Consider the following 23,678-nt stretch of genomic DNA (forward strand, 5'->3'; position numbering starts at 1 on the left):
CGACTTCGTCCAGGAATGCGTGATGAGCGGGCAGGGTCTGGACCCGTGGCCGGGGAGGCAACAACCCGAAGATCGCAGGTGTTGCGGGCTCGACAAGGTGCGCACGTCGATGCGATAGCAATCGCAGACTACTCGTCAAACGTCTCCATCGGGGACTTCGCGGCGCGTTAAGACCGCCCGCGTCCAGACCGACTACCGCCGTGCGTCTGCCTCGCCAGGTGGGTTCCGCCCGGTGCTGCCGCCACGGTCCGTGGCAGTACCCCGGGCAGACCCCCTGCCCGGGGCACCATCCACCCCCGGACCCCCAGAAACGACTAGACGAAGCGCGGACCGACATACCGGGCCAAGGATCATGTTTCACCGGCCGCCCGAAGAGCCCGCACCGACGACCTGGCGGACTGGGCCCGCTCGGCCAGCATCGGGTTCGGCGGTGGCACCGTCGGCCTGCAGGGCGTCGCGCAGCCTGATCAGCGAACGGGTCAGCAACCGGGAGGCCTGCATCTGCGACACCCCGATCCGTGCGGCGATCTGCGCCTGGGTCATCTCGCCGACGAACCGCAAGCCGATGACGCGCCGCTCCCGTACCGGCAACACGGCCAGCGCCCGTCGCAACGCCTCGCGCCGATCCACCGCATCAGGCCCAAGATCAGCGCCACTCAGTACGTCAGTCATGATGACACCGGATTGCGGCCGGGCAGGCAGACGACGATCAACGAACGCTTGGACCCGATCATGGTTGACCCCTCAGGTTGCCGCGAGTCCGCAACACCTACGGGACTGCGCCACCGGGGACCGGAGTGACACGGTCACTCTACGCCCTGCAACCCGCAGCACACCGATTTCATCGCCTCGATCAATTTCGATGTCCTGAGCCTGTCCGCCGGCCACCGCTCGTGCTCGCCGCACGGCACGCTGCCAGTCAGACCCGTCCCTCGCAGCTGGGGTATGGTCGGTATCGAGATGGCGGGTGCGTGACCCGCGGCTGCTCCGGACTTTGGCAGTACCGGTCTCCGAACTCGTTTCGGAAGGTGCGCCATGAACCCGGACGATGCGCAGCTGTCCCGTGGGCCCGTGGCGCCGCCTGCCTGTGGGACCACGGTGAGCGACAGCGACGACCCCCTCGCCGGAGCGATGGAGCACGTGGCGCAGCAGCCGGCGGCGGGAGCCCCAGGCGGTGTCGTGGGGGCGTTGCAGCGGCTGTGCAAGGCGGCGGCGGGGGCGCTGGCCGCCTCGGGCACCGGAGTGAGTGTGATGGCCGAGGACGGCGCCCGGGGAATCGCGGCTGCCTCCGACCCGATCAGCGAACGGATCGAGGAACTCCAGTTCGTCCTCGGTGAAGGGCCGTGCATCGACGCGTTCGCGTCGCGCCGCCCGGTCCTGGTGCCAGATCTGACCGACGGGGCGGCGCACCGGTGGCCGGCGTACACGCCGGCGGCGCACGATGAGGGTGTGCGCGCGGTCTTCGCGTTTCCTCTACAGGTCGGCGCGGCCCGGCTCGGGGTGCTCGATGTGTTCCGCGCCCGAGCGGGCCGGCTGTCCGGGGATCAACTGCGCCAGGCATTCGCCTTCACCGACCTGGCGGTCAAGGCCCTGCTCGACGGCCAAGACGACGCCATCCCGGGTGCGGCGGCCGACGGATTGGACGAGGCGATCGAGCACAGCCCTGAGTTGTTCCAGGCCCAGGGCATGGTCATGGTCCAACTCGGCGTCCCCTTGGCGGAGGCGCTGGTCCGGATCCGGGCCCACACCTATGTGGAAAACCGCCGCCTCAATGACGTGGCCCGCGACATCGTCGCCCGCCGGCTCCGCTTCGACACCGACCATTCGTGAGTACCCGCCACATCCATGTCAGGAAGGCCAGGAGCAAGCATGACCACCATCTCCGCGCAACGGCTCGCGAAGGTCTTCGTCGAGGTCGCCGACACCCTCGTCGATGAGTTCGACCTGATCGACTTCCTGCACATGCTCACAGACCGGACCGCGAACCTCGTCGGCGCGTCGACGGTCGGGCTGCTACTGGCCGACCAGCGAGGCCGGCTCCAGTTCATGGCAGCCTCCGACGAGAACACCAAACTCCTCGAACTGTTCCAGGTCCAAAACCATGAAGGCCCCTGCCTGGACGCCTACAACACCGCACAGCCGGTGATCAACGCGGACCTGCGCCAGGCCGCGGCCCGCTGGCCGCGTTTCGCGCCCCGCGCCACAGCCGCCGGGTTCCGCGCCGTGCATGCCTTCCCCCTCAGCCTCCGCAAGGAAGTGATCGGCGCCTTGAACGTCTTCGGCACCGAGGTCGGCGGCGGCTTCGACGACGGCGACGTACAGATCATCCAAGCGCTCGCCGACGTCGCCGCGATCGGGCTGCTCCAGGAACGGGCCATCAGCCGCGGCGAAATCCTCACCGAACAACTTCAAGGCGCGCTGAACAGCCGGATCGTCATTGAACAGGCCAAAGGCGCGATCGCGCAAGCCCACGGAATCAGCGTCGACGAAGCCTTCACGGTCATCCGCGGCCACGCCCGGCGCAACAACAAACGGCTCGTCGATATCGCCCAGATCGCCCTCACCGACCCGGCCAGCCTGGCCACGGTCACCGGCCGCTGAACCCACAACACCCCGATCCGACGCCACGGGAACTCCCGGCCGGCGGTGGAGGCACCCGGAGCAGTTCCTCAATGTGCGAACACGAAGCGACGACATGAGGCTCAGGTCCCGTGGCAAGCATGAGCCGACACGGACATCGTCGCGGCCGTCCTGACTGGCCGAGCCACGACCTTGACCAGCGGTTACGGTGTCCGATGAGCCGTAACGATCGGTAACATTCCGATCGTGCGGGGCGGTGCTCCCGGCTCGCTCCTCGCCGGCTCAGAGTGGGGCGGTGCTCTCCCGGATCAGCAGGCGGGTGTCGAGGACGCCGCCGCCGGCCAGGCCCAGGGCGGAACGGACGGCGAGCGCGCCCATCTCCCGCAGCGGCTGCCGCACCGTGGTCAGCGGCGGCGACGCCCACCGCGCGCCGGGCAGGTCGTCGAAACCGACCACGCTCAGCTGATCCGGAACGGACAGGCCACGGAGCCGTGCCGCCTCGTACACCCCGATCGCCATGAGGTCGCTCATCGCGAAGATCGCGGTCGGCGGGATGCTCCGGTCGAGCAGGCGGCCGCCCGCCACGATCCCGGAGGGGAAGTCGAACCCGCCGCGCTCGACGAGGCCGAGATCCGGCGGGACACCGGCGTCGTCGTGGGCGGCCAGGAACCCGTCCCGGCGCGCCCGGCTGCACATCAGCTCGTCGAGACCGGCGATCAGCCCGATCCGCCGGTGCCCCAGCCCGAGCAGATGCGCGGTCGCGGCCCGGGCGCCGTCGAAGTTGGCAGCGTCCACACTGAGCAGGTCGCCCGCCGTCCGGCAGACCGGATCGAGCGCCACCACCGGCACGTTCATCCGGTGCAGCGCCTTCACCAGCGACCCGGAGGCGGTCATCGTCGCGAGGATCGCCCCGTCGGTGCGCCCGGCACGCAGCCGTTGCACCAGCTGGCGCCGCGCGGTCTCGCCCCGGTCCAGTGACGACACCACGATCCGCACGCCGGCCGCGTGCCCGGCCTCCTCGATGCCGCGCAGGTGCTCACCCTCCCAGGCACAGTCGATCTCCGAGAAGATCACGTCGATGGTGCCGGCCGGCTCGGATCGCCACTGCCGGCGGCCTCGATAGCCGTGCAGGCGCAGCATCTCCTCGACACGCTGGCGGGTGTGGTCGGAGACGTCGGCCCGCCCGTTCCACACCTTCGACACGGTCGCCGACGACACCCCCACGGCCTGTGCGATCTCGGCCATCGTGGCGCGGTCACCCATCGTCCGTCCCCCTCTCGCGGAAACGCCCGGACGGCCCCGGAGGCGGCCGGCGCGACTGTCGGGACGGGACGGGTCGGCGCACTGGCGCATCGACGGCGCTCGTGCGGCCCACCCTACTCGCATCCGCGGGACGACCACGCGAAACGCTCGCCCGGGGCGCCCACGGCCGAGCGTCTCGTGCGGACCCGCTCAGGTCGGTCGCGGTGTGATCGGCCGCGGTTTGATCCACCACCACACGGCCGGCGCCAGCACCGCCGTGACCAGGGCGGAGGCGGCGATGCCACCACGGGCGCCGAGCAGGGTGACCACCGGGCCGCCGACCCCGAGCCCGACGGGCGCCGCCAGGGCGATCCCGGCGGCGTAGATGGTCAGCACCGGCTGCTGGTCCTCGGCGTCCAGGTTGTCCTGCAGCAGGGTGTAGGCGACGGCCAGGAACGGCCCGTACACGACACCGCCCACGATCAGCGCCGCCGCCGCGACCGGAACAGTCGGCGCCACCGCGAGCAGGACCATCGCCACCGCCCAGCCGCCGATGATGACGACGACCGTGGCCTGCGGCGGAAACCGGCGCAGCTGCCCGGTCAGCACCGCCCCGGTGAGCGCGCCCGCCCCGAAACACGTCCACAGGGTGCCGAGCGCGCCCGCACCCGCGCCCAGGTCGGCCGTCACCAGCAGCGGCAGCGCCACCTCGACCGGCCCGTAGAAGAGGTTGAACAGGAAGTCCACGACCAGCAGCCGGTAGGCGACGGCGTTGCGGCGCAGCACCGACCAGCCCGACCGGGTCGGCGCCGCCGTGTCTGCCGCTGTGCCGCGGGCCAGCGCCGCGCAGACGATCAGCGACAGGTAGGCGCATCCGCCGACGGCGACGGCGATCCCGGGACGGGTGACCGCGGCCAGCACGCCGCCGAGCGCCGGGCCGACGACGTACATGGCGAGGCTGTCGGAGGTGCCGAGCAGCCCGTTCACCGACAGCCGCGCCCGTTCGCCGGCCATCCCGGTGGCCAGCAGGCGCCGCCCGCTGGTCGACATCAGCCGCAGTGCCGATCCCACCGCCAGCGCCGTGACCAGCCAGCCGAACGAGATCCGTCCCGCGTCGGCGACCAGCCCCAGCACCCCGAACGTGACGGCACGCAGCACCCCGTCGACGCCGACGACGAGCCGGGCGTCGAACCGCCGCCGCCCGGCACCGAAGTAGAGCGACAGGGCCATGGCCAGCACGTACGGAGCCGAGATGATGATCGAGACCGCGGCGGCCGGGCGCAGGCTGCCGTGCATCTGCAGGGCGAGCAGCGGCAGCACCACGAACAGCATGCCGTCACCGAGCTTGCCGACGGCGTCGCCGCCGATCACCCCGGCGAGCCGCCCGCTGCGCAGGACCTGCAGGTAGGAGACGTCCGTCACCGTGCTTCGAGGACCTTTTGAAGAGCGACGGCGATGGTACGGGACTCGTCTCCCGTGATCAGGCTGAGGAAGTGCCGGCGGATCCCGTCCACGTAGACCGGCGCCGCGGACCGGAATCGTTCCCGTCCCGCCTCGGTGAGAGTCGCATACGCGGACCGCCGATCCTCCGGGTTGCTCTCCCTGGTGACGAGCCCCGCCTCGGCGAGCGCGTCGACGACCCGGCTGACCCGGGTGCGGCTGACCACCGCCCGCTGGCCGAGCTCGCCCATGCTGAGCCGGCCCTCGGGCGCATAGTTCAGCTCGAGCAGCACGTCATACCAGGTGAGAGGCAGGGCGCAGGCGGCCTGCAGCTCGCGGTCGAGGACCGGGACCACCGCGGCGTGCACCCGCAGCAGTGCCGCCCACGCGGTCACGTCGGTGTCGCTCATCACCCGAGCCTAGCGAATTCTTGTGCGTGCGCACGCAACGGAGTAGAAATGTGCGTGCGCACGCATTCACTACTCACCGGGAGAGCCACCGTGAAGCTCCTGCACATCTCCGCCTCGCCGCGCGGCCGCCAGTCCGAGTCGCTGGCCGTCGCCGGCACCTTCCTCGACACCGTGCGGGAGGTGAACCCGGACGCGACCATCGACGAGTGGGACCTGTGGGACGGCACCCTGCCGCCCTTCGGCCCCGAGGCGGTCACCGCGAAGATGACCGTCTTCGCCGGGGAGCAGCCCTCCGGCGCGGCCGCCGAGGCGTGGGCCGCCGCGATCGCCACGTTCCGGCGGTTCGACGAGGCCGACACCTACCTGTTCAGCATCCCGATGTGGAACGCCGGAGTCCCGTACATCCTGAAGCAGTTCATCGACGTCGTCAGCCAGCCCGGCCTCGCCTTCGGCTTCGACCCGGACACCGGATACACCGGCTTGCTGCAGGGCAAACGCGCCGCCGTCGTCTACACCAGCGCGGTGTACGGGCCCGCGCGCCCGCCCACATTCGGCAGCGACTTCCAGGCCCCCTACTTCGAGGACTGGCTCCGCTGGGCGGGCGTCACCGACATCAGCCCCCGTCCACTTCCGCCCCAACCTGGCGACCGCCGACGCCGAATCCGCCCGGCGGGCCGCCCACACCCGCGCCCGCGAGGTCGCCAAACTCCTGACCGCGGCCCGCTAGCCGGGACCCCTCAACCGCCGCCGCTCCGGATCGAATCGGCCTCCTCGCCCGGCGGCCCGAACCATGACCGAACCCAGCGGTGAACCGCTCCAGACCGGGCGCCCCGGCCAGGCCTCCCCGGAGCCGGCGTTCGCCCGCCGTCGCTCGGGGCGGTCAGTTCTCGCAGTCGACTGCGGTGTCGCCCGCGTCGGTACGGCACGTGTCGGCGGCTCCGTCTCCGCCGTCGGCCCAGTCGCCGTGGGCCCCGTCCACCGTGTCGAGGACGTCGGCGCCGTCGAAGCCGATCAGGGTCTGCGCCCCGGGGCCGCCGGTCAGGTGGTCGTCGAGGTGGGTGCCGATCACGGTCTCGACGTCGAGGACGTTGTCGTTCTCGCCGGGGACGCCGTCGTCGGCCAGGCCGTTCAGGGACACGACCACACCGGCGTACGCGCTCCGTAGACCCCAGTACGCGATGGTGTCCGTGCCCTCACCGCCGTCGTAACGGTCCGCCGGTGTCGACGAGCCGGTCTGGGTGGGCTCGATCTCGTCGTCGCCGGGACCGCCCCGCACCACGTCGTCGCCGTTGCCGTCGTCGATCCAGTCGTTCCCGGCGTCGCCGTCGATGGTGTCCGAGCCGGCGTCGCCGTACAGCTGGTCGGGACCGTCGCCGCCGGAGAGCTTGTCGGCCCCGGGACCGCCGCTGAGCGTGTTCGGGTTGTCGTCGCCGGTGAGCGTGTCCGCGCCACGCCCGCCGGTCGCCGACTCGACGTCCCAGCCGATCAGGTCGTTCTCGGTTCCGTCGGCCGAGCCGTCGTTGCGGTCGAAGTCGAGCGTCACCGACACCGGGGCGATGCGGTCCCGGTAGTCGACGGTGTCCCGGCCGTCGCCGCCCTCGATCGTGTCGGAGCCGTCGGCGGTGGCGTCGGCCCGGAACGAGTCGCTTCCGGCGTTGCCCCACAGCAGGTCGTCGCCGGGTCCGCCGTACAACTCGTCGTTGCTGTCACCGCCGAACAGCATGTCGTTTCCGGGCCCGCCGCGCAGCAGTGTCCGGGGGACTCCGGTGTGGACGGTCACCGCGTCGTCGCCGGCGCCGAGGTCGGCCGTCACCCGGGTGATCGCGTTCGCCGGGAGGGTGCAGCGCACGGTCGTCGCGGATGCGGTCTGGCAGCCGGCACCGGCGGCGGCGCCGGTCGACACCTCGACGACGTACGCCGTGGCGTCGCGGCCGACGAGGACCCGGTCTGCGGCGGCGCCGGTCGTCACGACGAGCTCGCGCAGGGCGGGCGAGGTGGACGACGGTTCGATCGCGACCCGGTTCGGGGTGGCGGCGTGGGCGGCGGGCACCGCGACGAGGACGGGGAGCAGGAGCACGCCGGCCAGAGCGGCGCCCCGGCCGGGCAGGGACCTGTGCAATGTGATCAAGAGAGCGACTTTCTGTCAGTGCCGAAGTGGGCCGACGCCGATCTTCCGAACCGACCTTTCGGCGCGCTGTGGGCGAACGGCCCGATGAGGGAGAACCGCGGGCGGGACGGGGAGGACGGTGAGGGCCGCATAGGCCCGGCGGTCGCGCTGCGGTCATGACCCCGGCGGACGTCGCGGTGTGGCCACGGCCGCCGAAGTAGGCCGTACGTCATGGGGGTCGAACCACCCCGACCGAGTGACGGCGCGTGGATCGGGTTAGCGGCCGGGTGGCCGGGTATTGCCTGCGGCCGGGAGCCATCGGGGAGCCTGCTAGGTTACGGACCGTGTCGGATCGTTGGAGCGGTGACTGTTCGTGCTGATCACGATCGGCGTTGTGGCTATCGTCCTGTTGACCGTGGCCACCGGGTATTTCGTGGCCCAGGAGTTCGCCTACGTGGCCGTCGACCGGGAGCGGCTGCGGGTGCTCGCCGACGAGGGTGACGCGGCCGCCGCGAGGGCTCTCGGGGTGACGCAGCGGCTCTCGTTCGTGTTGTCCGGCTCGCAGGTCGGCATCACGGTGACCGCGCTGCTCGCCGGCTACGTGGCCGAGCCCTATCTGGGTCAGGGCACCGCCGAGCTGCTCGGCTCGACCGGGCTGCCGGAGGCGGTGACCACCTCGATCTCGATGGTGTTCGCGCTGCTGTTCGCGACCGTGGTGCAGATGGTGCTGGGTGAGCTGGCGCCGAAGAACCTGGCGATCGCCAAGCCCGAGGCGGTGGCGCGTGCGCTGTCCCGCTCCACGGTGATCTACCTGACCGTGATGGGGCCGCTGATCCGGGTGTTCGACGCGACCGCGACCCGGCTGTTGCGGACGGTCGGCATCGAGCCGGTCGAGGAGCTGCCGCAGGGCGCCACACCGGAGGACCTGGACCGGATCATCGAGACGTCCCGTTCGCACGGGGCACTCGACGCGGAGGCGGCCCGGCTGCTCGATCACGGGCTGGACTTCCGCAGCCGCACGGCCGCCGAGGTGATGCGGCCCCGGCTGGACGTGACGTCGATCAGCGGATCCGAGCCCGCCTCCCGGGTGGTGGAGCTGCTGGACACGGGACATTCGCGGTTCCCGGTGATCGGTGACGGGCTCGACGACGTGATCGGCGTGGTGTCGATCAACGACGTGGTCGCGCTGGACCCGGCGGTGCGCGGCGACACGCCGGTGCGGGAGCTGGCGTCCGACCCGGTGGCGCTCCCCGAGTCGTGCACGCTGCCGGTGGTGCTGGACCGGCTGAAGGCGGCGCACCGGCAGATGGCGGTGGTGGTCGACGAGTTCGGCGGGTTCGCCGGGATCATCACGCTCGAGGATGTGGCCGAGGAACTGGTCGGCGAGATCCGCGACGAGGACGACCTGCCGGAGCCGGTGATCGAGCGGGACGGCGACGGCTGGCTCGTGCCGGGCCGTGCGCGGATCGACGAGGTCGCCGAGGCCACCGGGGTCCGCCTGCCCGACGACGACCTCTACGACACCATGTCGGGGCTGCTGATGACGCGGCTCGGCCGGCTGCCCGCGGTTCGCGAGAGTGTCGAGGTGGAGTTGGCGCCGGCGATCGACGACGACGGTGAGCCGGTGCCCCGGGGTGTGGCCACGCTGACCGTGCTGGCGGTCCGGCGGCGCGTCCCCGGCCGGATCCACCTGATCGTGAAGGAAGACGCATGAGCACCACTCCGGCCCTGCTGATCTCGCTGGCCCTGCTGGTGCTCAACGGTTTCTTCGTGGCCGCCGAGTTCGCGCTGGTCGCGGCGAAGCGGCACCGGCTGGAGACGGCCGCGGCCGAGGGCTCACGCGGTGCGCGGGCTGCTCTGGCCGGGACCCGGCGGCTGTCGATGATGCTGGCCGGCGCCCAGCTCGGCATCACCCTGTGCACGCTGGGCCTGGGCGCGCTGGCCAAGCCGACGGTGGCGCACCTGCTCGAGCCGGTGCTCACGGCGACCGGGCTGCCGGAGGACGCCGCCTACGCGGTGGCGTTCGTGCTGGCGGTGGCGCTGGTCGGCTTCCTGCACGTGGTGGTCGGCGAGATGGCGCCGAAGTCGTGGGCGATCAGCCATCCGGAGTCGTCGGCGCAGCTGCTGGCGATCCCGTTCGTCGGGTTCACCACGTTGCTGCGGCCGGTGCTGGCGGCGCTGAACGGGCTGGCCAACGCCTGTCTCAAGCTGGTCAAGGTGACCCCGCAGGACGAGCTGGCGCAGGTGCACAGCGCCGAGCAGCTGCGGATGCTGCTGGAGACGTCGAAGGAGCACGGCACGATCCCGGACGCCGAGCACCAGTTGCTGACCGCGATGCTCGCGGTGGAGTCGACGACGGTACGCGACGTGATGACCCCGACCGCACGCATCGTGTCGGTGCCGGCCGAAGCGGGCGCCCGTGACGTGGAGCTGCGCAGCATCGAGGCGGGACGGTCCCGGCTGGCGGTCACGTCGGCGGACGGGACGATCGTCGGGATCGTGCACGTGCGGGAGGCGGCGAAGGCGGTCGGCTCCGGCAACGGTGCCACGGCGGGGCAGCTGATGACGAGGCCGCTGCGGCTGCCGGCCGGGACCAGCGGGCTGGACGCGATCGCGGCGATGCGTGCGGAACGCAACCAGGTCGCGCTGGTCACCGAGGCGGCCGCGGTGGTCGGGCTGGTCGCTCTGGAGGATCTGCTGGAGCAGGTGATCGGGCAGTTCGACGACGAGACCGATCCGGTCATCGACGCGGCACGGCGGGCGGGGCGGACGTCCCGGTCAGGCGCGTAGCCACTCGCCGTCGGGGGTGCGTACCTCGAATCCGTTGTCGAATCGGACCTCCGGACAGCCGTCGGTGACTTCGGTCCAGCCTCGCGCGGAATGAACGGCGTGCTGGCGGCAGTGCTTCTCGTCGACGTATCCCCAGGCCATCAGGACGTCCCGGCCACGGTAGGAGTACCGGCCCACGGAGGCGATCCGGTCACCGTCCGGACGGCGGTAGAAGTCGGCACGCAGGCCGGGGACGATCGTGCCCTCGAAGTCGGCGTCCGGCGTCGAGCGGTGCGGGGCATAGGTGGACAAGTCGGGAATATGCACAATTGTTGGTCGGTCGTTCTAGCCCTGTGGTTCCCGCGATCCGTCTTTCAGGTGACTGCGAATCTTCGCCCGCAACGCCCGCCGGGCCAGCGGACCCAGCTCGTCCACCACCTCGACCAGCACCGCCAGCTGATCCAGCGCCGCCATGGCCTGCCGGCCGCCGTCGTGATCCACGCCCTCGTAGAGCTCCAGCCCCACGAAGGCCGCCGCCACCGCCTTGGCCAGCCCCGGCAGGTCGGCGACCTCGGCCACCGGCGAACCCTCCAGCAGCCGCCGGAGCACCGACTCGATCTCGTCCGACCACATCCGCAGCGCCGCCGCCGTAGGCGCGGCCAGCCGCTCCCCGGTCTGGGCGGCCGCGAGCATCTGCGCCAGCACCGACACGTTGCCCGCCGCCAGCTCCGCCTCGTGCAGCTCACGGCCCACCGACAGCAGCTCCCGCAACGAGCCGACCGCCGCGAACCGGTCCGCATACGCCGTCACCCGCTGCCGCGTCGCCTGCTCACAGGCGGTGCCGAGCAGCTCGTCCACCGAGCCGTAGTGGTAGAAGACCAGCGCCTGATTGACCCCCGCGGCGGCCGCGATGGTCCGGGCGGACACGCCGGTGACACCGTGCTCGCGCAGCGCGGCCAGGGCGCCTTCGAGCAGTCGCTGCTTGGTGTCGCTCATGACGCGACATTCTGCCGGGCCTCGCCCGCGCGAGGCGGCACGGGGTGCGGCGGCGCGATCGAGGTATCGGTCATCGGTGGGGGCGGTTTCTTCAAACCCGGGAAGACCCATCGGCGGTACGACCGGAGTAGTCCCCCGTCCTCCGTCTCCCGCCCGGCCGGCACGACGCTACGGGGGCCGTCAGCAACAGACCGATGGTGGTGAACCGGAAGACCCTCCCGTGGCCGGCCGTGAGCGCCGGTATCGCGACGTCCACGACAGGCAGCCCCCCGAACAGCATGGCACCGTCGGCGCTGCCGCACCGGGCCGCCAGCCCCAAGAACAGCAGGGCACCGTCGGCGCTGCCGCACCGGACCGGCAGCGCCATGGGAGCCGCTCCGCAAGGCGGCATCGTCTCGGCCAGGACAGTGGTGTGCCGCCGGAACACCACCACCGATCTCCCCCCGTTTGAGCACTCGCTCAAACGCAATCTAGCGTGTTTTGAGCGATTGCTCAAGACATAGGGTGGTCGGCATGCGCATCCGGGACGCGGCCCTCCCCACCGGCCGGGTGGTGGCCTCCGCCCTTCCCGCCGGACTGGCCGCCGTCCTCCCCGCCGGACTGGCCGCCGTCGCGGCCGCAGCCGTCCCCGCCGGGCTGGCCGCCGTCGTGGCGGCGGTGGCGCTCACCGGCGCGGACGATGACGACCGGGCACTGTGGCCGTGGGGCTGGGCGCTGATCCTGGTGTCCTCGGCGGCCGTTCTGTGGCGACGCCGGCACCCGATCCCGGTCCTGGCCGTTACCGGCGCGGCCTGCCTCGCCTACTACCCGCTCGGGTTCCCCGACTCGCCGCTCGCGTTGTTCCTGCTCGTGGCCCTCTACACGGTGGCACGCACCCACGGCCCGCTCCCGTCCGGCGCCGCGGCCGCCGGGCTGCTGCTGCTCGTCACCGTCACCGCCTCGGACCCGCTGCCCACGGCCGCCGCGGTCGGCCCTCTGCTGGCCCTGCCCGTGGTGCTCGGCGAGGTGATCCGCGGCCGGGCCCGCCAGACCGCACAGGCCGAGGACCGCAGGGCGGTGGCCGAGGACCGCAGGGCGATGGCCGAGGAACGAACGGCGCAGGCCGAGGAACGACGGACCCTGGCCGACGAACGGACGGCACTGGCCGAGGAACGAGCCGTGCTCGCCGAGGAACAGGCTGTGCTGGCCGAGGAACGAGCCGTGCTCGCCGACGCTGCCCGCCGGAGCGCCGAGGCCGCGCGGGCCGGCGCCGAATCGTCCCGGCGGCACGCCGAGGAGTCGCGCGAGAACGAAGCGCTGCGGCGGGCCGCGGAGGAGCGCCTGCGGATCTCCCGCGAGTTGCACGATGCGCTCGGTCACCAGTTGTCACTGATCAGCGTTCAGGCCGGAGCCGCCCTGCACACCCGCGCGCCGGACGCCGCGTTCGCCGCCCTGACGGCCATCCGCGCCGCGAGCGGTGACGCCCTCCGTGACCTGCGCGAGGTGCTGGGCGTCCTGCGCGAGCCGGTGCGGCCCGGCCTCGCCGCCCTTCCCGAGCTCGTCGACCGCACCTCAGCGACCGGTCTGACCGTCCACACGACGATCGACGTCCCCGACCCGGCACCGGCGCCCGAGGTTCAGCAGGCCGCCTACCGCATCGTCCAGGAGGCGCTGACGAACGCGGTCCGCCACGCGTCCGCCGGTGCTGCCGTCCACGTGACCATCCGCCAGGCTCCTGGATCCTCCCTCGCAGACCCACCGCGAGCCGGTGACGCGGCCCCCGGCCCGCCCTTCGCAGACCCACCGCGAACCGGTGACCCGGCGCCCGCGACCGCCGCCGGCGAGGGTGCGGTGGGGCGGCGGGTCGCGGGATCGACCCTGGTGGTCGTCGTGGAGAACGACGGTGACGAGGTGGGTGAGGTGGTGGCAGGGGGCGGCGTGCGCGGCATGGCGGAACGCGTCGCCTCACTCGGCGGCGCATTCTCCGCCGAGCCGAGACCGGGCGGTGGTTTCCGGGTGGAAGCGCGGCTGCCCACCGTCCCACCGGCATCCGAACCGCCTGTGGGACCCGGCCCACCGGCAACCGTGGAGAACGGAGCTCGATGATCGACGTCGTTCTGGCCGACGATCAGGCACTGGTACGGGCCGGGTTCCGGGCGATCCTCTCCGGGGAGCCGGACATGACCGTGGCCGGGGAGGCCGCCGACGGGGAGCAGGCGGTGCGGCTGGCCCGGGAGCTGCGACCGGACGTGCTGCTGATGGACATCCGGATGCCGGTCGCCGACGGGCTGGCCGCGACCCGGGAGATCTGCGCCGACGAGACCCTCGACGGGGTCCGGGTGGTCATTCTGACGACCTTCGAGTCCGACGAGTACGTCTACGGCGCGATCAGGGCCGGGGCGAGCGGGTTTCTTCTGAAGGACATCGAACCGGCCGAGCTGATCCACGCCGTGCGGGTGGTCGCCCGCGGTGACGCGCTGCTCGCGCCTTCGGTGACCCGCCGCCTGATCGGTGAGATGGCGGCCCGCCTCAAACCGCCACCCGAGCCGGGATCGGCGGCCCTGACCGCCCGGGAGACCCAGATCCTGGACCTGGTGGCGGCCGGCCGCTCCAACGAGGAGATCGCCGCCGCGCTGGCGATCAGCTACACGACCGCGAAGACCCACGTCAGCCGGATCCTCACCAAGCTGGGCCTGCGCGACCGGGCCCAGCTGGTGGTGTGGGCGTACGAGTCGGGCCGCGCCGTCCCCGGCTGGCTGCCGTGACACCGGGACGGCCGGCCGTCGCATACCGGGGCGCTGCGTCCGCGATGCCCTCGGTACTTCTCGGGAAGTACGCGCGGGCCGCCGGAATACATCCCGCGATGCATTGACGAACGGGGGATACAACCGATTCCGGCGGACGATTTCCATTGCCACCATTGAATTCGTGAAACGTCGAAGCGTCTTTTCTCTGGCAGTTTTCTCCACGGTTCTCAGCGCCTGCGGCGATGACCGGAACGGCGGTGGTGGTGGCGGTGACAACCGGCTGCGGATTCCACCGGTGGCGGGGTCGGCCGTCGACCCGGACGGGGCGCGGCGGTTCATGTTGACGATGCGCGCGGACGGCCGGTCGGAGCTCTTTCCCGGAAAGGTCACCGAGACCTGGGGGATCAACGTCGACCATCTGGGGCCGGTCGTCCGGGCGAAACGTGGCGAGAGGGTCCGGATGTCCGTCACCAACCGGCTGCCGGAGGCGAGCACCCTGCACTGGCACGGCTTGCGTCTGCCCGCACGGATGGACGGCGGCCCGCACCAGATGATCGAGCCGGGCGCGACGTGGACCCCGGAGTGGACGATCGACCAGCCCGCCGCCACGGCCTGGTTCCATCCGCACCCGCACGGGAGGACGGCCATGCACGTCTACCGTGGTCTGGCCGGGCTGTTCCTGATCGACGAGCCGGGCGGGCCGGTCCTGCCGCACGAGTACGGCGTGGACGACCTCCCGCTGATCGTGCAGGACAGGGTGTTCGACGGCGCCGAGATGGCTGCCGGTGGTGTCGACAGCGGCACGTTCGGGCTGCTCGGCGACACGATCCTGGTCAACGGCACGTACCGGCCGTTCCACGAGGTGACCACCGAGTCGGTCCGCTTCCGGCTGCTGAACGCGTCGAACGCCCGCGTCTACCGGGTCGGGTTCGCCGACGGTCGCCGGTTCGACGTGATCGCCGGCGACCAGGGGATGCTGCCACGGCCCGCGACGGTCGACCGGGTGAAGATCAGCCCCGGCGAGCGGCTGGAGATCGTGGTGCGGTTCGTGCCGGGTGAGACCGTCGTCATGAACAGCGCGGGCGAGCCGCGGAAGCAGGCCAACGACATCGAGGAGGACGACTTCGACCTGGTCCGGTTCACCGCCGGGGCCACCCTGCGGCCCTCGGGACGGGTGGCCTTCGACGGGCCCGCCGTCGGGTCGCCGCCGCCGGGCGCGCGGGTGCGCCGGTTCGAGCTCTCCGGTTCGGAGATCAACGGGCGGGACATGGAGATGTCGCGTATCGACGAGGTGGTCCCGGCCGGGGCGGTGGAGATCTGGGAGATCGACAACACGACGTACGCCCACAACTTCCACATCCACGAGGTGGAGTTCCGGATCCTCGACGTGAACGGCGAGCCGCCGCCGGCCTACCTGGCAGGCCCGAAGGACACCGTGTTCGTGCCGAAGAAGGCGAGGGTACGGCTACTCGTCCGGTTCGGCCGGTACGCCGACCCGGTCACGCCGTACATGTACCACTGTCACCTGCTACGGCATGAGGACAAGGGCATGATGGGCCAGTTCGTGATCGTCGAGCCGGGCACCGAGGACCTGGTCCCGAGGGTCATCCCGGCCGGGCACCATCACGACTGAAAGCGACCGTCCTTCGGCAGTCCCGCGGCGGTCAGCAGGGACACCACGTAGGGCCCGTCTCCCCAGGCGTCGGCCTCGATGAGCGACTTCACGACGGCCAGCTGGAGGTCGGTGAACCGGCTGATCAGCCTGTCGGTACGCGGGAACACCGAGTCCACCAGGGCGCCGATGAGGGTGGTGCGGTCCTGGCCGGGCCGGGTCTTGCGCAGCCGGCCGATCAGCAGGTCGACCCGATCCGCGGCGGTCGACGGGTCGAGCCGGGACAGGGTGAGGGCGGCCAGCGTACGCATGTCGCCCTCGAGGAACGGCCAGTTGGGCACCGGGTCGTCGGCGTCGAGCAGGCACTCGTAGACCTGGTCGATCACCTCCCGCGGTGGCCGGGTGTACAGCGTGGCGACCGCGATCGCCGCGGCCCACCGCTCGGTCGGCAGCGGCCCGGCCAGGCGCATGGCGAGCGCGCCGGTGAGCACCCGGTCGGCGGCCACCCCTCCGGCGAGGGCGGCGGCCACCGCGGCGACGGCGGCGACCTCGGCGTGCTGGCCGTGCTCGGACTCGACGACCCGGGTGAGGGCCGGCACGACGGCGTGGCGCTCCTCGGGGAACCAGGCCAGCAGGTGCGCGGTGTGCATCCGTACCGCCGGATCGTGGTCGTGGAGCGCCGCCAGGAATGCCGGAATCCGCGCGCGAACCGCGTCATAGGCCGCCATGTCCCACTGTTCGGGCGCGGGAGCGGCGCGCAACTGCGCCGGCTGGGGGCGCTCGATCAGCCAGTGCGTCTCGTCGCCGATCGCGATCAGGCGCAGCAGCTGGCAGGCGCCGAACCGGTCGCCGGCCGCCGGGTCGGCGAGGACGTCGGTCAGGAACGGGATCGCCGCGATGCTGGTCGGGAAGCGGCTGCCCTGCTGCACGAGGGTGCCGGCCAGGTAGTTGTAGGCGCTGCGCCGGAGGAACTCGTCGCCGGACCAGAGCGCGTGCAGGGCGGCGGGCACGCCCGTGGCGGCGCGGGGGTCGCGAGTCAGGGACGCCCAGTTGACGGCATCCACCATGTGCGTGCGCTCGGGCATACCCCGGAATCTAGACGATCATCTCCCCATCCATCGCCCGCCCCCGGCGACCTCGTCATCGATCGGGGGCGGGTGGCCGTACCAAATAGTGCTTTTAAATGAGAATGCGGGCGGCGACCGCCTCGCCCATCCGGATGGCCCCGTCGACGTGCTGGAATCCGAGGCCGGCGATGTCGCTGCTGGCGAAGGCCAGCGGGCCGACGTCGGACCTCAGGTGCCGGCCGTATCGGGTGAGCGAGCCGATGTCGAAGGAGGTGCCGAAGGCGCCGACCGTCCACTCGTCGGCCATCCACGGGCTCTCGTAGTAGTGGACCGGGGTGAGCGCCTGCTCGCCGTAGTAGGCGGCGAGCGCCTCCAGGACCTTGCGCCTGCGCGCCTCGGGGTCCAGGGCGAGCAGGCCGTCGGCCTTGACGTCGGAGACGAACCCGACGAGCGTGCCGCGGGTCTCGCCCTCGACGTCCTCGTTGGTGTTGTCGTAGGCCTCGTGGACCAGGGAGTACGGGCTGAATGCCGTCCCCGACAGGCCGTGATCGCGCCAGAACGGGGTCTCGTAGGTGACGTGCAGCTTGATCACCAGGCCGAACGAGATGTGCTGGCGCATCTGGGCCTGCACCGGCGGCAGCGCGGGAACGAACTGCACCCGGCTGACCAGGGTCGGCGGGACGGCCAGCACCACGTTGCGTCCGTGGTAACTGCCCCGGCCGGTGAAGACGGTCGCCCCGTCCTCGGTCCACTCGATCTTGGTGACCGCCTCGTCCAGGTGGACGCTGCCCGCCGGCAGGCTCTCCGCGAGCGCCAGCGGCACCCGCTGCAGGCCGCCGACGACCCGCCGGTCCAGGATGAAGTCGGCGTCGACCAGGTGGCTGAAACCGCCCGCGCTGGCCGCCATCAGCACCGCCGACAGTGCCGAGAACGAGTGCGCCGGCTTGGTCAGCATCGCCGGGCCGACGTAGAGGGCCACGTTGTCACGCGCCTCCGGGTCGTCGGTCTGCCCGGCGAGCCACGCGGCGAACGAGATCCGGTCCAGCTCGTCGGCGTCCGGGTGCTCCCACGGCTCGAGCGGGTCCATCTGGGCGGCGAGCCGGTCCATCTCCTTGACCAGGCGCTCCACCTCGGCGGCGGTGGCCGCCGAGACCGGGAACTTCTCCCCCTCGAAGGTACGGCGGACCCCGTCACGGCCGATGTAGATCGACTCGCCGGCCCGGTACCGGGAGTACATCTCCAGGTCGAGCTCGTCGATCAGCGCGAGCAGGGCGGTCTGGTCCGGGGAGACCCACTGACCGCCGACCTCGAGACGGACGCCCTCGTGGTCCTCGGTCAGCAGCCGGCCGCCGACGCGGTCACGGGCCTCCAGGACGAGCACGCGGCGGCCGGCCGCGTGCAGGCGGTTCGCGATGGTGAGCCCGGTGACACCGGCCCCGACCACCACGGCGTCGAAGTCGGTCACGACTCTCCTCCAGGTATAGCGGGTTCCTGCTGGGTGATGCAGTGGATGCCACCACCGAGCGCGAAGATCGCCCGGGCGTCGACGCCGACGACCCGGCGGCCGGGGTAGGCGGCGGCCAGGATCTCCAGCGCCTGGTCGTCCCGGGGATCGTCGAACGTGCAGGCGACGACACCGGCGTTGCACACTAGGTGATTGACGTACGAGTGATCAACTGGCCCGCGCTCGTCCTCGATCCCCTCCGGCGCGGGGAGATCGATGATCGTCCAGTCGCTTCCGATCGCTTCTCGCAGCGCCGCGTCCAGAGCGTGATCCGGATGCTCGGGCGAGGGCTGGACGTGCAGCAACACGGTTTTCGGCGCAGGGAACGTGGCCACGATGTCGACGTGCCCGCGGGTGCCGAGCTCCTCGTAGTCACGGGTCAGGCCGCGCGGCAGCCACACCACCTCACGGACCCCGAGGGTGCGTCGCAGCTCACCCTCCACCCGCTGCCGCGACCACCCCGGGTTACGGCCCGGATCCAGCTGGACCGTCTCGGTGACCAGCACCGCCCCGTGGCCGTCGACGTGGATGCCGCCGCCCTCGTTGACCATCTCCGAGCTGACGACCGTGGCGCCGGCCCACTCGGCGACCTGCCGGGCGATCCTCGCGTCCCTGTCCCACCGCGCCCAGCTCTGCCCGCCCCAGCCGTTGAACACCCAGTCGACGGCGCCCAGCCCGGCCGGGCCGACCACGAACGTCGGGCCGATGTCGCGCATCCACGCGTCGTCCAGCGGGGCCTGGAAATACTCGACGGCGTCACCGAGCCAGTCCTTGGCGTCACGGATCGCGGACGGATCGACGACCAGCCGGACCGGCTCGAACTCGGCGACGGCGAGGGCCACCGATGCCCACGCCCGGCGGGCGTCGTCACCGTCGGTGTATCCCGAGGACGGCCAGGCCATCCAGGTGCAGGTGTGCGGCTCGGTCTCGGCCGGCATGCGCCATGCGCTCATGTGAGACCACCGTAGGTGTCCGGGCGGCGGGTCCGCAGGAACGGGAAGAGCGTCAGCCAATCCCGGCGCTGGTCGAGGTCGAGGTCGGCGATCAGCACGGCCTCGCTGTCGCGAGGGGCACGGGCGAGGATCCGGCCGTACGGGTCGACGATGAACGAGGAGCCGTAGAAGGTGATCCGGCCCTCGTCGCCGGTGCGGTTGGGGACCACGATGAACAGGCCGTTGGCGATCGCGTGGCCGACGATGACCTGCTCCCACAGCGGCTGGGTGTCGAAGTCGGGATGGTCGGGCTCGGACCCGATCGCGGTCGGATAGGCGAGGATGTCGGCGCCCTTGAGCGCATACGATCGCGCGACCTCGGGGAACCACTCGTCCCAGCAGGTCGGCAGGCCCACCTTCGCCCCGAGCATCGAGTGGACGGGGTAGGCGTCGTCGGCCGGGCCGGGCCGGAAGTACTTGTCCTCGACGTAGCCCTCCGTGACGGGAATGTGCGTCTTCCGGGTTCTGGCCACGACGTTGCCGTCCTCATCGACCAGGACCGCGGTGTTGAACCCGAGCCCGTCGCCCAGGTCGACCTTCTCGTAGAGCGACGCGTGCACCATGATCCCGTGCCGTCGCGCCGCCTCGGCCGCGAGCGCCACCGTCGGCCCGGTCTCCAGGTCCTCGGCCAGCGCGACCGGCCTGCCGACCGGCTCCTCGAACGCCGGGTACCTCGACAGGGTGAGCTCCGGCAGGAACACCACCCCGGCCCCGGCGTCCGCGGCCTGCGCGATGCCGCCGAGCAGCACCTCCCGCAGCTCCGCGGGGTCGGACCGCCAGTGGTGCTGAACCAGGCCCACCCGCAGTGGCGGGCGGGTCGGCTCGTCGACACGAGCGGGCGAGTCGTGCAGCGCGGCCCGGATCAGTTCCATGGCTGTCCCCAGAGTTTAACGAATGGCGTTCGTTTTACTATGGTGGTCCACCTCAGCCGAGCGCAAGGGGGTTCGCCGATGGCCCGGCCCGCCACACCGAAACTGTCGGTCGACAAGATCGCCGGGGCCGCGCTCGCCCTCGTCGACGCCAAGGGGGAGTTCACGATCGGCGAGGTGGCGGCGGCCCTGTCGGTGCGCCCGTCGTCGATCTACAACCACCTGAGCGGCAAGACCGAGATCATCGAGGCGATGCGGGCGCTGATCTTCAGCGAGCAGCCGCCGGCCGACGTGTCCGGCGCCTGGCCGGAGGCGTTACGGGCGCTGCTGCTGCGCTACCGCGACGCCTTCGGGCGACACCCGCGGCTCATCCCGATGCTCACGGCGCACACCGTCTCCTCCCCCGACGTCGTGCACATGTATGACGACATCGCCACGGTGCTGCACTCCGCCGGCGTCCCCACAGCCCAGTTGCTCGACGTGATCACCGTGCTGGACAGCTTCGTCATCGGCTCGGCGCTCGACATCGCCGCACCCGACCAGGTCTGGGACCCGGGTCAGGCCCGCACTCCGGTCCTGGTCGCCGCGATCGAGGCCGCCGGGCACGGCCGGGAGCGCGCCGACCGGGCCTTCGAGTTGGGGCTCGGGCTCATCCTCGGCGCGCTCACGACTCTGACCACCGCTCAGGGGCGTGGATACAGCAGGTAGGGCTTGCGCTTGCGGACGAAGGCGGCCAGCTCGTCCCGCCAGGCGCCGGTCACCTCGGCCAGGGGCGCGCCGGCGTCGATCATCGTGCGGTAGCGGTCCGAGCCGGCCAGCTTGTCGACGAAGTGCGGGATCGGCCACGGGTCCTTGCGCCAGACGAAACCGGGGTACCGCCTCGCCTCGATCAGCATGGCGGTGGCCGTACCGATCGGATCGAAGCTCTTCGGGTCACCGACCCGGACCTCGACGCCCACGCACAGCTCGTCGACGAACCTGCCGACCCGCGGCTCGAAGTAGGCCTCCCGGAACTCCACGCCCGGCAGGTCGAGCCCGGCCAGCCGGTCACGCCAGCGGAAGTCCAGGCCGGGGGCGCCGGCCAGCTCGAACGGGCGGGTCGTGCCGCGGCCCTCGGACAGCGACGCCACCCCCTCGAACAGGCACGTGCCGGGATAGACGAGCGCGGTGTCCGGCGTCGGCATGTTGGGGCTCGGCATCACCCACGGCACGTCGGTGTCGGCGGCGAACAGGTCACCGTGCCAGCCCTCGCAGGCGATCACCTCGAGCCTCGCCCTCGGCAGCCACTCGCCCCGGAAGAAGCGGGCCAGCTCCCCGACGGTCATGCCGTGCTGCTGGACGATCTCCTTCCTCCCGACCGCGGACGCGAACGCCGGTTGCAGCATCGGCCCGCGCGCCCGCCCGCCGATCGGGTTCGGCCGGTCCAGCACGACGTAGCGCAGATTCAGGGCGGCGGCCGCGGCCATCGAGTCGTAGAGCGTCCAGATGTACGTGTAGAACCGCGCGCCGACGTCCTGCATGTCGAAAACCACCGTGGTGACCCCGGCCTCGGTGAACATCCTCGTCCAGCCGTCCAGAGTCGCCAGGTGGCCGTCGTACACGGGCAGGGTGGTTCGCGGGTCCGTGCGCATGCCCTCGTCGCCACCGACCGGCGCCGAGCCGCGGAAGCCGTGCTCGGGCCCGAAGATGGCGGCGATGCGGACCCCGTCGGCGTGCATCCGGTCCACGAGGTGCCGGTACTCACGGTCGACGGCGGTCAGGTTGGAGACCACCCCGACCCGTTCGCCGTCCAGCGCCGCCCACTTCGCCGCCGCCTGCCGGTCCATCCCGGTCCGGACCCGTTTCCGGGCTGGAACGGCTCTCGCCGCCCCGGCCGGACCCACCACAGCCGCCAGCACACCGCCGGTAGCGGCCAGTAAGTTTCTCCTCATCACGGGCGTAAATGGTATTATACGGACATAAATCTCACCCGAAGACCAGGCTGGTCAGGCGCTCGCTGCTCTGGAGATAGACGCCGGGACCGTTCGACACCTCGGCCAGGATCCGCCGGCAGCCGTCGCCCTCGATGTTGAGGGTGCCGCCCGGCTCCAGGTGGATCACCGCGAAACGGCCGGCCGGGGTACGGCAGGTGGCGTTGCCGGGAGCAGCCGAGGCCAGTTCGGCGCGAATGGCGGTCCAGTCGGCCGCGGTGAGCGGGCCTCCGTCACGGAAGTCACCGGCCGGCTTGCCGCTGCCACGCTCCCCCACCGGCACGTCGTAGACACAGCGACGCGCCGAGACCGTCTCCGGCAGCGGCCCGAGCGTGCGCTCCACCACTTCGTCCTGGCCCAGGGCCCAGGTCATGTCCCCGTAGGTCTGCGAGCACCCGGCGGTCGCGGCCGCGTCGGACTCCAGCTGCCGGACCACCCGGCTCTTGACCGTGACGGTCACCAGGTCCTCGTAGGCCTTGCGGAACTCGCGGCGCGGCTTGTGACAGGAGTCGATCGGCACACCCGGCCGGATCCAGCGGCCGTCCCGGTCGACCAGCGCCAGCCACGGCACCGCCGGCAGGTCCGCGGTGCAGGCCTCCGCGGTCGCCGGCTCGTCGGACAGCCGCAGCGTGGGCAGCAGCGCGGTCAGATCGTCGGCACGTGCCTCCTCGGCGGTCGACTCGCTGCCGCCGCCGGGTCGCTGCCGGATGCCGGACCGGCAGATGATCGCGGAGACCGGCTGGAAGTCGTCGCCGAGAAGCGGCAGGGTGAGCGCCTCCTGCCCGGCACCGAACGGATCCTCCGCCTGGCCCGGCAGAGCCGCGTCGCAGGAATCCCATCGGTCGTTCACGACGGGCGCCGCCGGGCCGCTGCGCTGCGGTCCCGGAACGGCCCCGCCTCCAGGTGTGTCCTCGCCGGCGCGGGCGCACCCGCCGACGAGAAGGGCCATCAGGGCGACGGTCGTCATGGTCGCGTGAATCCGCATGGTCGTGCTCCTCCGTGTGGCGGACGTGCCAACGGCTCAGACGGGACGGCGGCCCCTCCGGTTGCCGTCACCGCCCGACGGAGTCGAGACCGGCACCGCGGTCACCGAGGCCGCCTGGCAGCCGGGCGCCCGAGCCCGCATCACCGCCGCCGGCCGTCCCACCCTCACCGAGTCGGGCCAGCTCGACCCGTCGTCATGGCCCGACGACCTGCCCTTCGAGCGCGGCCTCGATATTTCTCAATTTCGATTGTTCTATATCCGAGGGGTCATCGAAGACCGCGGAAAGGTGAGAACCGCTCGCTCGTGCCAGCCATTACACGGTCGCGGAAAACTGTCGGAATAGCGACAGTGCGCTTGGCGGCGCATTCCCTCGAACGATACGTCGAGGTCGGGGACCGGGCCACAGAAC

General features: G+C 71.6%; 22 protein-coding genes. 9 read left to right on the top strand and 13 right to left on the bottom strand.

From position 1 onward, the window contains the following. Positions 1–357: 357 nt before the first annotated feature. Entirely contained in the window at positions 358–672 is a 315-nt protein-coding gene (locus ACQPZW_RS30165; RefSeq protein WP_433789422.1) for a sigma-70 family RNA polymerase sigma factor, read from the bottom strand. Positions 673–1,035: 363 nt separating this feature from the next. On the opposite strand from ACQPZW_RS30165, the gene ACQPZW_RS30170 reads away from it, so the two are divergent. Together ACQPZW_RS30170 and ACQPZW_RS30175 are read left to right on the top strand one after the other, a co-directional pair. Further along, complete coding sequence (locus tag ACQPZW_RS30170; RefSeq protein WP_433789423.1) at positions 1,036–1,830, top strand: GAF and ANTAR domain-containing protein; 795 nt, start codon at positions 1,036–1,038, stop codon at positions 1,828–1,830. Positions 1,831–1,869: 39 nt separating this feature from the next. Continuing rightward, the gene (locus ACQPZW_RS30175) at positions 1,870–2,601 is read left to right on the top strand and encodes a GAF and ANTAR domain-containing protein (RefSeq protein WP_433789424.1); all 732 of its coding nucleotides are present in this window, start codon (positions 1,870–1,872) and stop codon (positions 2,599–2,601) included. Positions 2,602–2,862: 261 nt separating this feature from the next. On the opposite strand, the gene ACQPZW_RS30180 is transcribed toward ACQPZW_RS30175, so the two are convergent. The 3 genes from ACQPZW_RS30180 to ACQPZW_RS30190 all read right to left on the bottom strand — a co-directional run bounded on the left by ACQPZW_RS30180 (position 2,863) and on the right by ACQPZW_RS30190 (position 5,672). Further along, positions 2,863–3,843 carry a LacI family DNA-binding transcriptional regulator gene (locus ACQPZW_RS30180; protein WP_433789425.1) on the bottom strand — a complete coding sequence of 327 codons (981 nt, stop codon included), beginning with the start codon at positions 3,841–3,843 and terminating at the stop codon, positions 2,863–2,865. 189 nt (positions 3,844–4,032) lie between these two features. Beyond that, on the bottom strand, positions 4,033–5,244 hold the full coding sequence (locus tag ACQPZW_RS30185) for an MFS transporter (RefSeq protein ID WP_433789426.1): 1,212 nt from the start codon (positions 5,242–5,244) through the stop codon (positions 4,033–4,035). Continuing rightward, positions 5,241–5,672 carry a MarR family winged helix-turn-helix transcriptional regulator gene (locus ACQPZW_RS30190; RefSeq protein WP_433789427.1) on the bottom strand — a complete coding sequence of 144 codons (432 nt, stop codon included), beginning with the start codon at positions 5,670–5,672 and terminating at the stop codon, positions 5,241–5,243. The genes ACQPZW_RS30185 and ACQPZW_RS30190 overlap by 4 nt, the downstream gene beginning before the upstream one ends. 90 nt (positions 5,673–5,762) lie before the next feature. Between ACQPZW_RS30190 and ACQPZW_RS30195 the strand changes: the two genes are divergently transcribed. Beyond that, entirely contained in the window at positions 5,763–6,482 is a 720-nt protein-coding gene (locus tag ACQPZW_RS30195; protein ID WP_433789428.1) for an FMN-dependent NADH-azoreductase, read from the top strand. A gap of 70 nt (positions 6,483–6,552) precedes the next feature. Here the strand turns inward: ACQPZW_RS30195 and ACQPZW_RS30200 are convergent, their stop codons facing one another. Beyond that, the gene (locus ACQPZW_RS30200) at positions 6,553–7,800 is read right to left on the bottom strand and encodes a calcium-binding protein (protein WP_433789429.1); all 1,248 of its coding nucleotides are present in this window, start codon (positions 7,798–7,800) and stop codon (positions 6,553–6,555) included. Positions 7,801–8,152: 352 nt separating this feature from the next. Here ACQPZW_RS30200 and ACQPZW_RS30205 point away from each other — a divergent pair, with 352 nt between their 5' ends. Both ACQPZW_RS30205 and ACQPZW_RS30210 read left to right on the top strand, forming a co-directional pair. Continuing rightward, complete coding sequence (locus ACQPZW_RS30205; protein WP_433789430.1) at positions 8,153–9,493, top strand: hemolysin family protein; 1,341 nt, start codon at positions 8,153–8,155, stop codon at positions 9,491–9,493. Beyond that, positions 9,490–10,569: a hemolysin family protein gene (locus tag ACQPZW_RS30210; RefSeq protein WP_433789431.1), complete on the top strand. Its 1,080-nt coding sequence runs from the start codon at positions 9,490–9,492 to the stop codon at positions 10,567–10,569. Before ACQPZW_RS30205 ends, ACQPZW_RS30210 begins: the two co-directional genes overlap by 4 nt. Here ACQPZW_RS30210 and ACQPZW_RS30215 read toward each other — a convergent pair. Then, a complete protein-coding gene (locus tag ACQPZW_RS30215) occupies positions 10,558–10,860 on the bottom strand; it encodes a hypothetical protein (protein WP_433789432.1) in 303 nt (100 codons plus the stop codon). The two genes, ACQPZW_RS30210 and ACQPZW_RS30215, sit on opposite strands and share 12 nt — an antisense overlap. A 33-nt stretch (positions 10,861–10,893) precedes the next feature. After that, complete coding sequence (locus ACQPZW_RS30220; RefSeq protein WP_433789433.1) at positions 10,894–11,544, bottom strand: TetR/AcrR family transcriptional regulator; 651 nt, start codon at positions 11,542–11,544, stop codon at positions 10,894–10,896. Between the two features lie 513 nt (positions 11,545–12,057). Between ACQPZW_RS30220 and ACQPZW_RS30225 the strand changes: the two genes are divergently transcribed. From ACQPZW_RS30225 to ACQPZW_RS30235, 3 genes are all read left to right on the top strand, one after another. Then, positions 12,058–13,629: a histidine kinase gene (locus ACQPZW_RS30225; protein WP_433789434.1), complete on the top strand. Its 1,572-nt coding sequence runs from the start codon at positions 12,058–12,060 to the stop codon at positions 13,627–13,629. Beyond that, positions 13,626–14,288 (top strand): response regulator, encoded by a 663-nt coding sequence (locus ACQPZW_RS30230; protein ID WP_433789435.1) that lies wholly within the window; start codon positions 13,626–13,628, stop codon positions 14,286–14,288. Before ACQPZW_RS30225 ends, ACQPZW_RS30230 begins: the two co-directional genes overlap by 4 nt. 277 nt (positions 14,289–14,565) lie before the next feature. After that, complete coding sequence (locus ACQPZW_RS30235; protein WP_433789436.1) at positions 14,566–15,903, top strand: multicopper oxidase family protein; 1,338 nt, start codon at positions 14,566–14,568, stop codon at positions 15,901–15,903. Here the strand turns inward: ACQPZW_RS30235 and ACQPZW_RS30240 are convergent. From ACQPZW_RS30240 to ACQPZW_RS30255, 4 genes are all read right to left on the bottom strand, one after another. Next, positions 15,894–16,967 carry a hypothetical protein gene (locus ACQPZW_RS30240; protein ID WP_433789437.1) on the bottom strand — a complete coding sequence of 358 codons (1,074 nt, stop codon included), beginning with the start codon at positions 16,965–16,967 and terminating at the stop codon, positions 15,894–15,896. The two genes, ACQPZW_RS30235 and ACQPZW_RS30240, sit on opposite strands and share 10 nt — an antisense overlap. A 94-nt stretch (positions 16,968–17,061) precedes the next feature. Next, positions 17,062–18,414, bottom strand: coding sequence for a flavin monoamine oxidase family protein (locus ACQPZW_RS30245; protein ID WP_433789438.1), 1,353 nt, complete (start codon positions 18,412–18,414; stop codon positions 17,062–17,064). Further along, a complete protein-coding gene (locus tag ACQPZW_RS30250) occupies positions 18,411–19,406 on the bottom strand; it encodes an agmatine deiminase family protein (RefSeq protein WP_433789439.1) in 996 nt (331 codons plus the stop codon). The genes ACQPZW_RS30245 and ACQPZW_RS30250 overlap by 4 nt, the downstream gene beginning before the upstream one ends. Beyond that, complete coding sequence (locus tag ACQPZW_RS30255) at positions 19,403–20,317, bottom strand: nitrilase-related carbon-nitrogen hydrolase (protein ID WP_433789440.1); 915 nt, start codon at positions 20,315–20,317, stop codon at positions 19,403–19,405. The genes ACQPZW_RS30250 and ACQPZW_RS30255 overlap by 4 nt, the downstream gene beginning before the upstream one ends. A 78-nt stretch (positions 20,318–20,395) precedes the next feature. Between ACQPZW_RS30255 and ACQPZW_RS30260 the strand changes: the two genes are divergently transcribed. Continuing rightward, on the top strand, positions 20,396–21,022 hold the full coding sequence (locus ACQPZW_RS30260) for a TetR/AcrR family transcriptional regulator (protein WP_433789441.1): 627 nt from the start codon (positions 20,396–20,398) through the stop codon (positions 21,020–21,022). On the opposite strand, the gene ACQPZW_RS30265 is transcribed toward ACQPZW_RS30260, so the two are convergent. Continuing rightward, complete coding sequence (locus tag ACQPZW_RS30265; RefSeq protein ID WP_433789442.1) at positions 20,998–22,245, bottom strand: exo-beta-N-acetylmuramidase NamZ family protein; 1,248 nt, start codon at positions 22,243–22,245, stop codon at positions 20,998–21,000. The genes ACQPZW_RS30260 and ACQPZW_RS30265 overlap by 25 nt on opposite strands. A gap of 34 nt (positions 22,246–22,279) precedes the next feature. Continuing rightward, complete coding sequence (locus ACQPZW_RS30270) at positions 22,280–23,269, bottom strand: hypothetical protein (protein ID WP_433789443.1); 990 nt, start codon at positions 23,267–23,269, stop codon at positions 22,280–22,282. Positions 23,270–23,678: the final 409 nt, after the last annotated feature.

Source organism: Actinoplanes sp. CA-252034, assembly GCF_050956125.1.
In the GTDB taxonomy this organism is placed as follows: domain Bacteria; phylum Actinomycetota; class Actinomycetes; order Mycobacteriales; family Micromonosporaceae; genus Actinoplanes.

Coding starts and splice junctions, on each gene's coding strand:
- ACQPZW_RS30165 (WP_433789422.1), bottom strand. CDS start 672: ATGACTGACGTACTGAGTGGCGCTGATCTTGGGCCTGATGCGGTGGAT.
- ACQPZW_RS30170 (WP_433789423.1), top strand. CDS start 1,036: ATGAACCCGGACGATGCGCAGCTGTCCCGTGGGCCCGTGGCGCCGCCT.
- ACQPZW_RS30175 (WP_433789424.1), top strand. CDS start 1,870: ATGACCACCATCTCCGCGCAACGGCTCGCGAAGGTCTTCGTCGAGGTC.
- ACQPZW_RS30180 (WP_433789425.1), bottom strand. CDS start 3,843: ATGGGTGACCGCGCCACGATGGCCGAGATCGCACAGGCCGTGGGGGTG.
- ACQPZW_RS30190 (WP_433789427.1), bottom strand. CDS start 5,672: ATGAGCGACACCGACGTGACCGCGTGGGCGGCACTGCTGCGGGTGCAC.
- ACQPZW_RS30210 (WP_433789431.1), top strand. CDS start 9,490: ATGAGCACCACTCCGGCCCTGCTGATCTCGCTGGCCCTGCTGGTGCTC.
- ACQPZW_RS30220 (WP_433789433.1), bottom strand. CDS start 11,544: ATGAGCGACACCAAGCAGCGACTGCTCGAAGGCGCCCTGGCCGCGCTG.
- ACQPZW_RS30225 (WP_433789434.1), top strand. CDS start 12,058: ATGCGCATCCGGGACGCGGCCCTCCCCACCGGCCGGGTGGTGGCCTCC.
- ACQPZW_RS30230 (WP_433789435.1), top strand. CDS start 13,626: ATGATCGACGTCGTTCTGGCCGACGATCAGGCACTGGTACGGGCCGGG.
- ACQPZW_RS30240 (WP_433789437.1), bottom strand. CDS start 16,967: ATGCCCGAGCGCACGCACATGGTGGATGCCGTCAACTGGGCGTCCCTG.
- ACQPZW_RS30250 (WP_433789439.1), bottom strand. CDS start 19,406: ATGAGCGCATGGCGCATGCCGGCCGAGACCGAGCCGCACACCTGCACC.
- ACQPZW_RS30255 (WP_433789440.1), bottom strand. CDS start 20,317: ATGGAACTGATCCGGGCCGCGCTGCACGACTCGCCCGCTCGTGTCGAC.
- ACQPZW_RS30260 (WP_433789441.1), top strand. CDS start 20,396: ATGGCCCGGCCCGCCACACCGAAACTGTCGGTCGACAAGATCGCCGGG.
- ACQPZW_RS30265 (WP_433789442.1), bottom strand. CDS start 22,245: ATGAGGAGAAACTTACTGGCCGCTACCGGCGGTGTGCTGGCGGCTGTG.
- ACQPZW_RS30270 (WP_433789443.1), bottom strand. CDS start 23,269: ATGCGGATTCACGCGACCATGACGACCGTCGCCCTGATGGCCCTTCTC.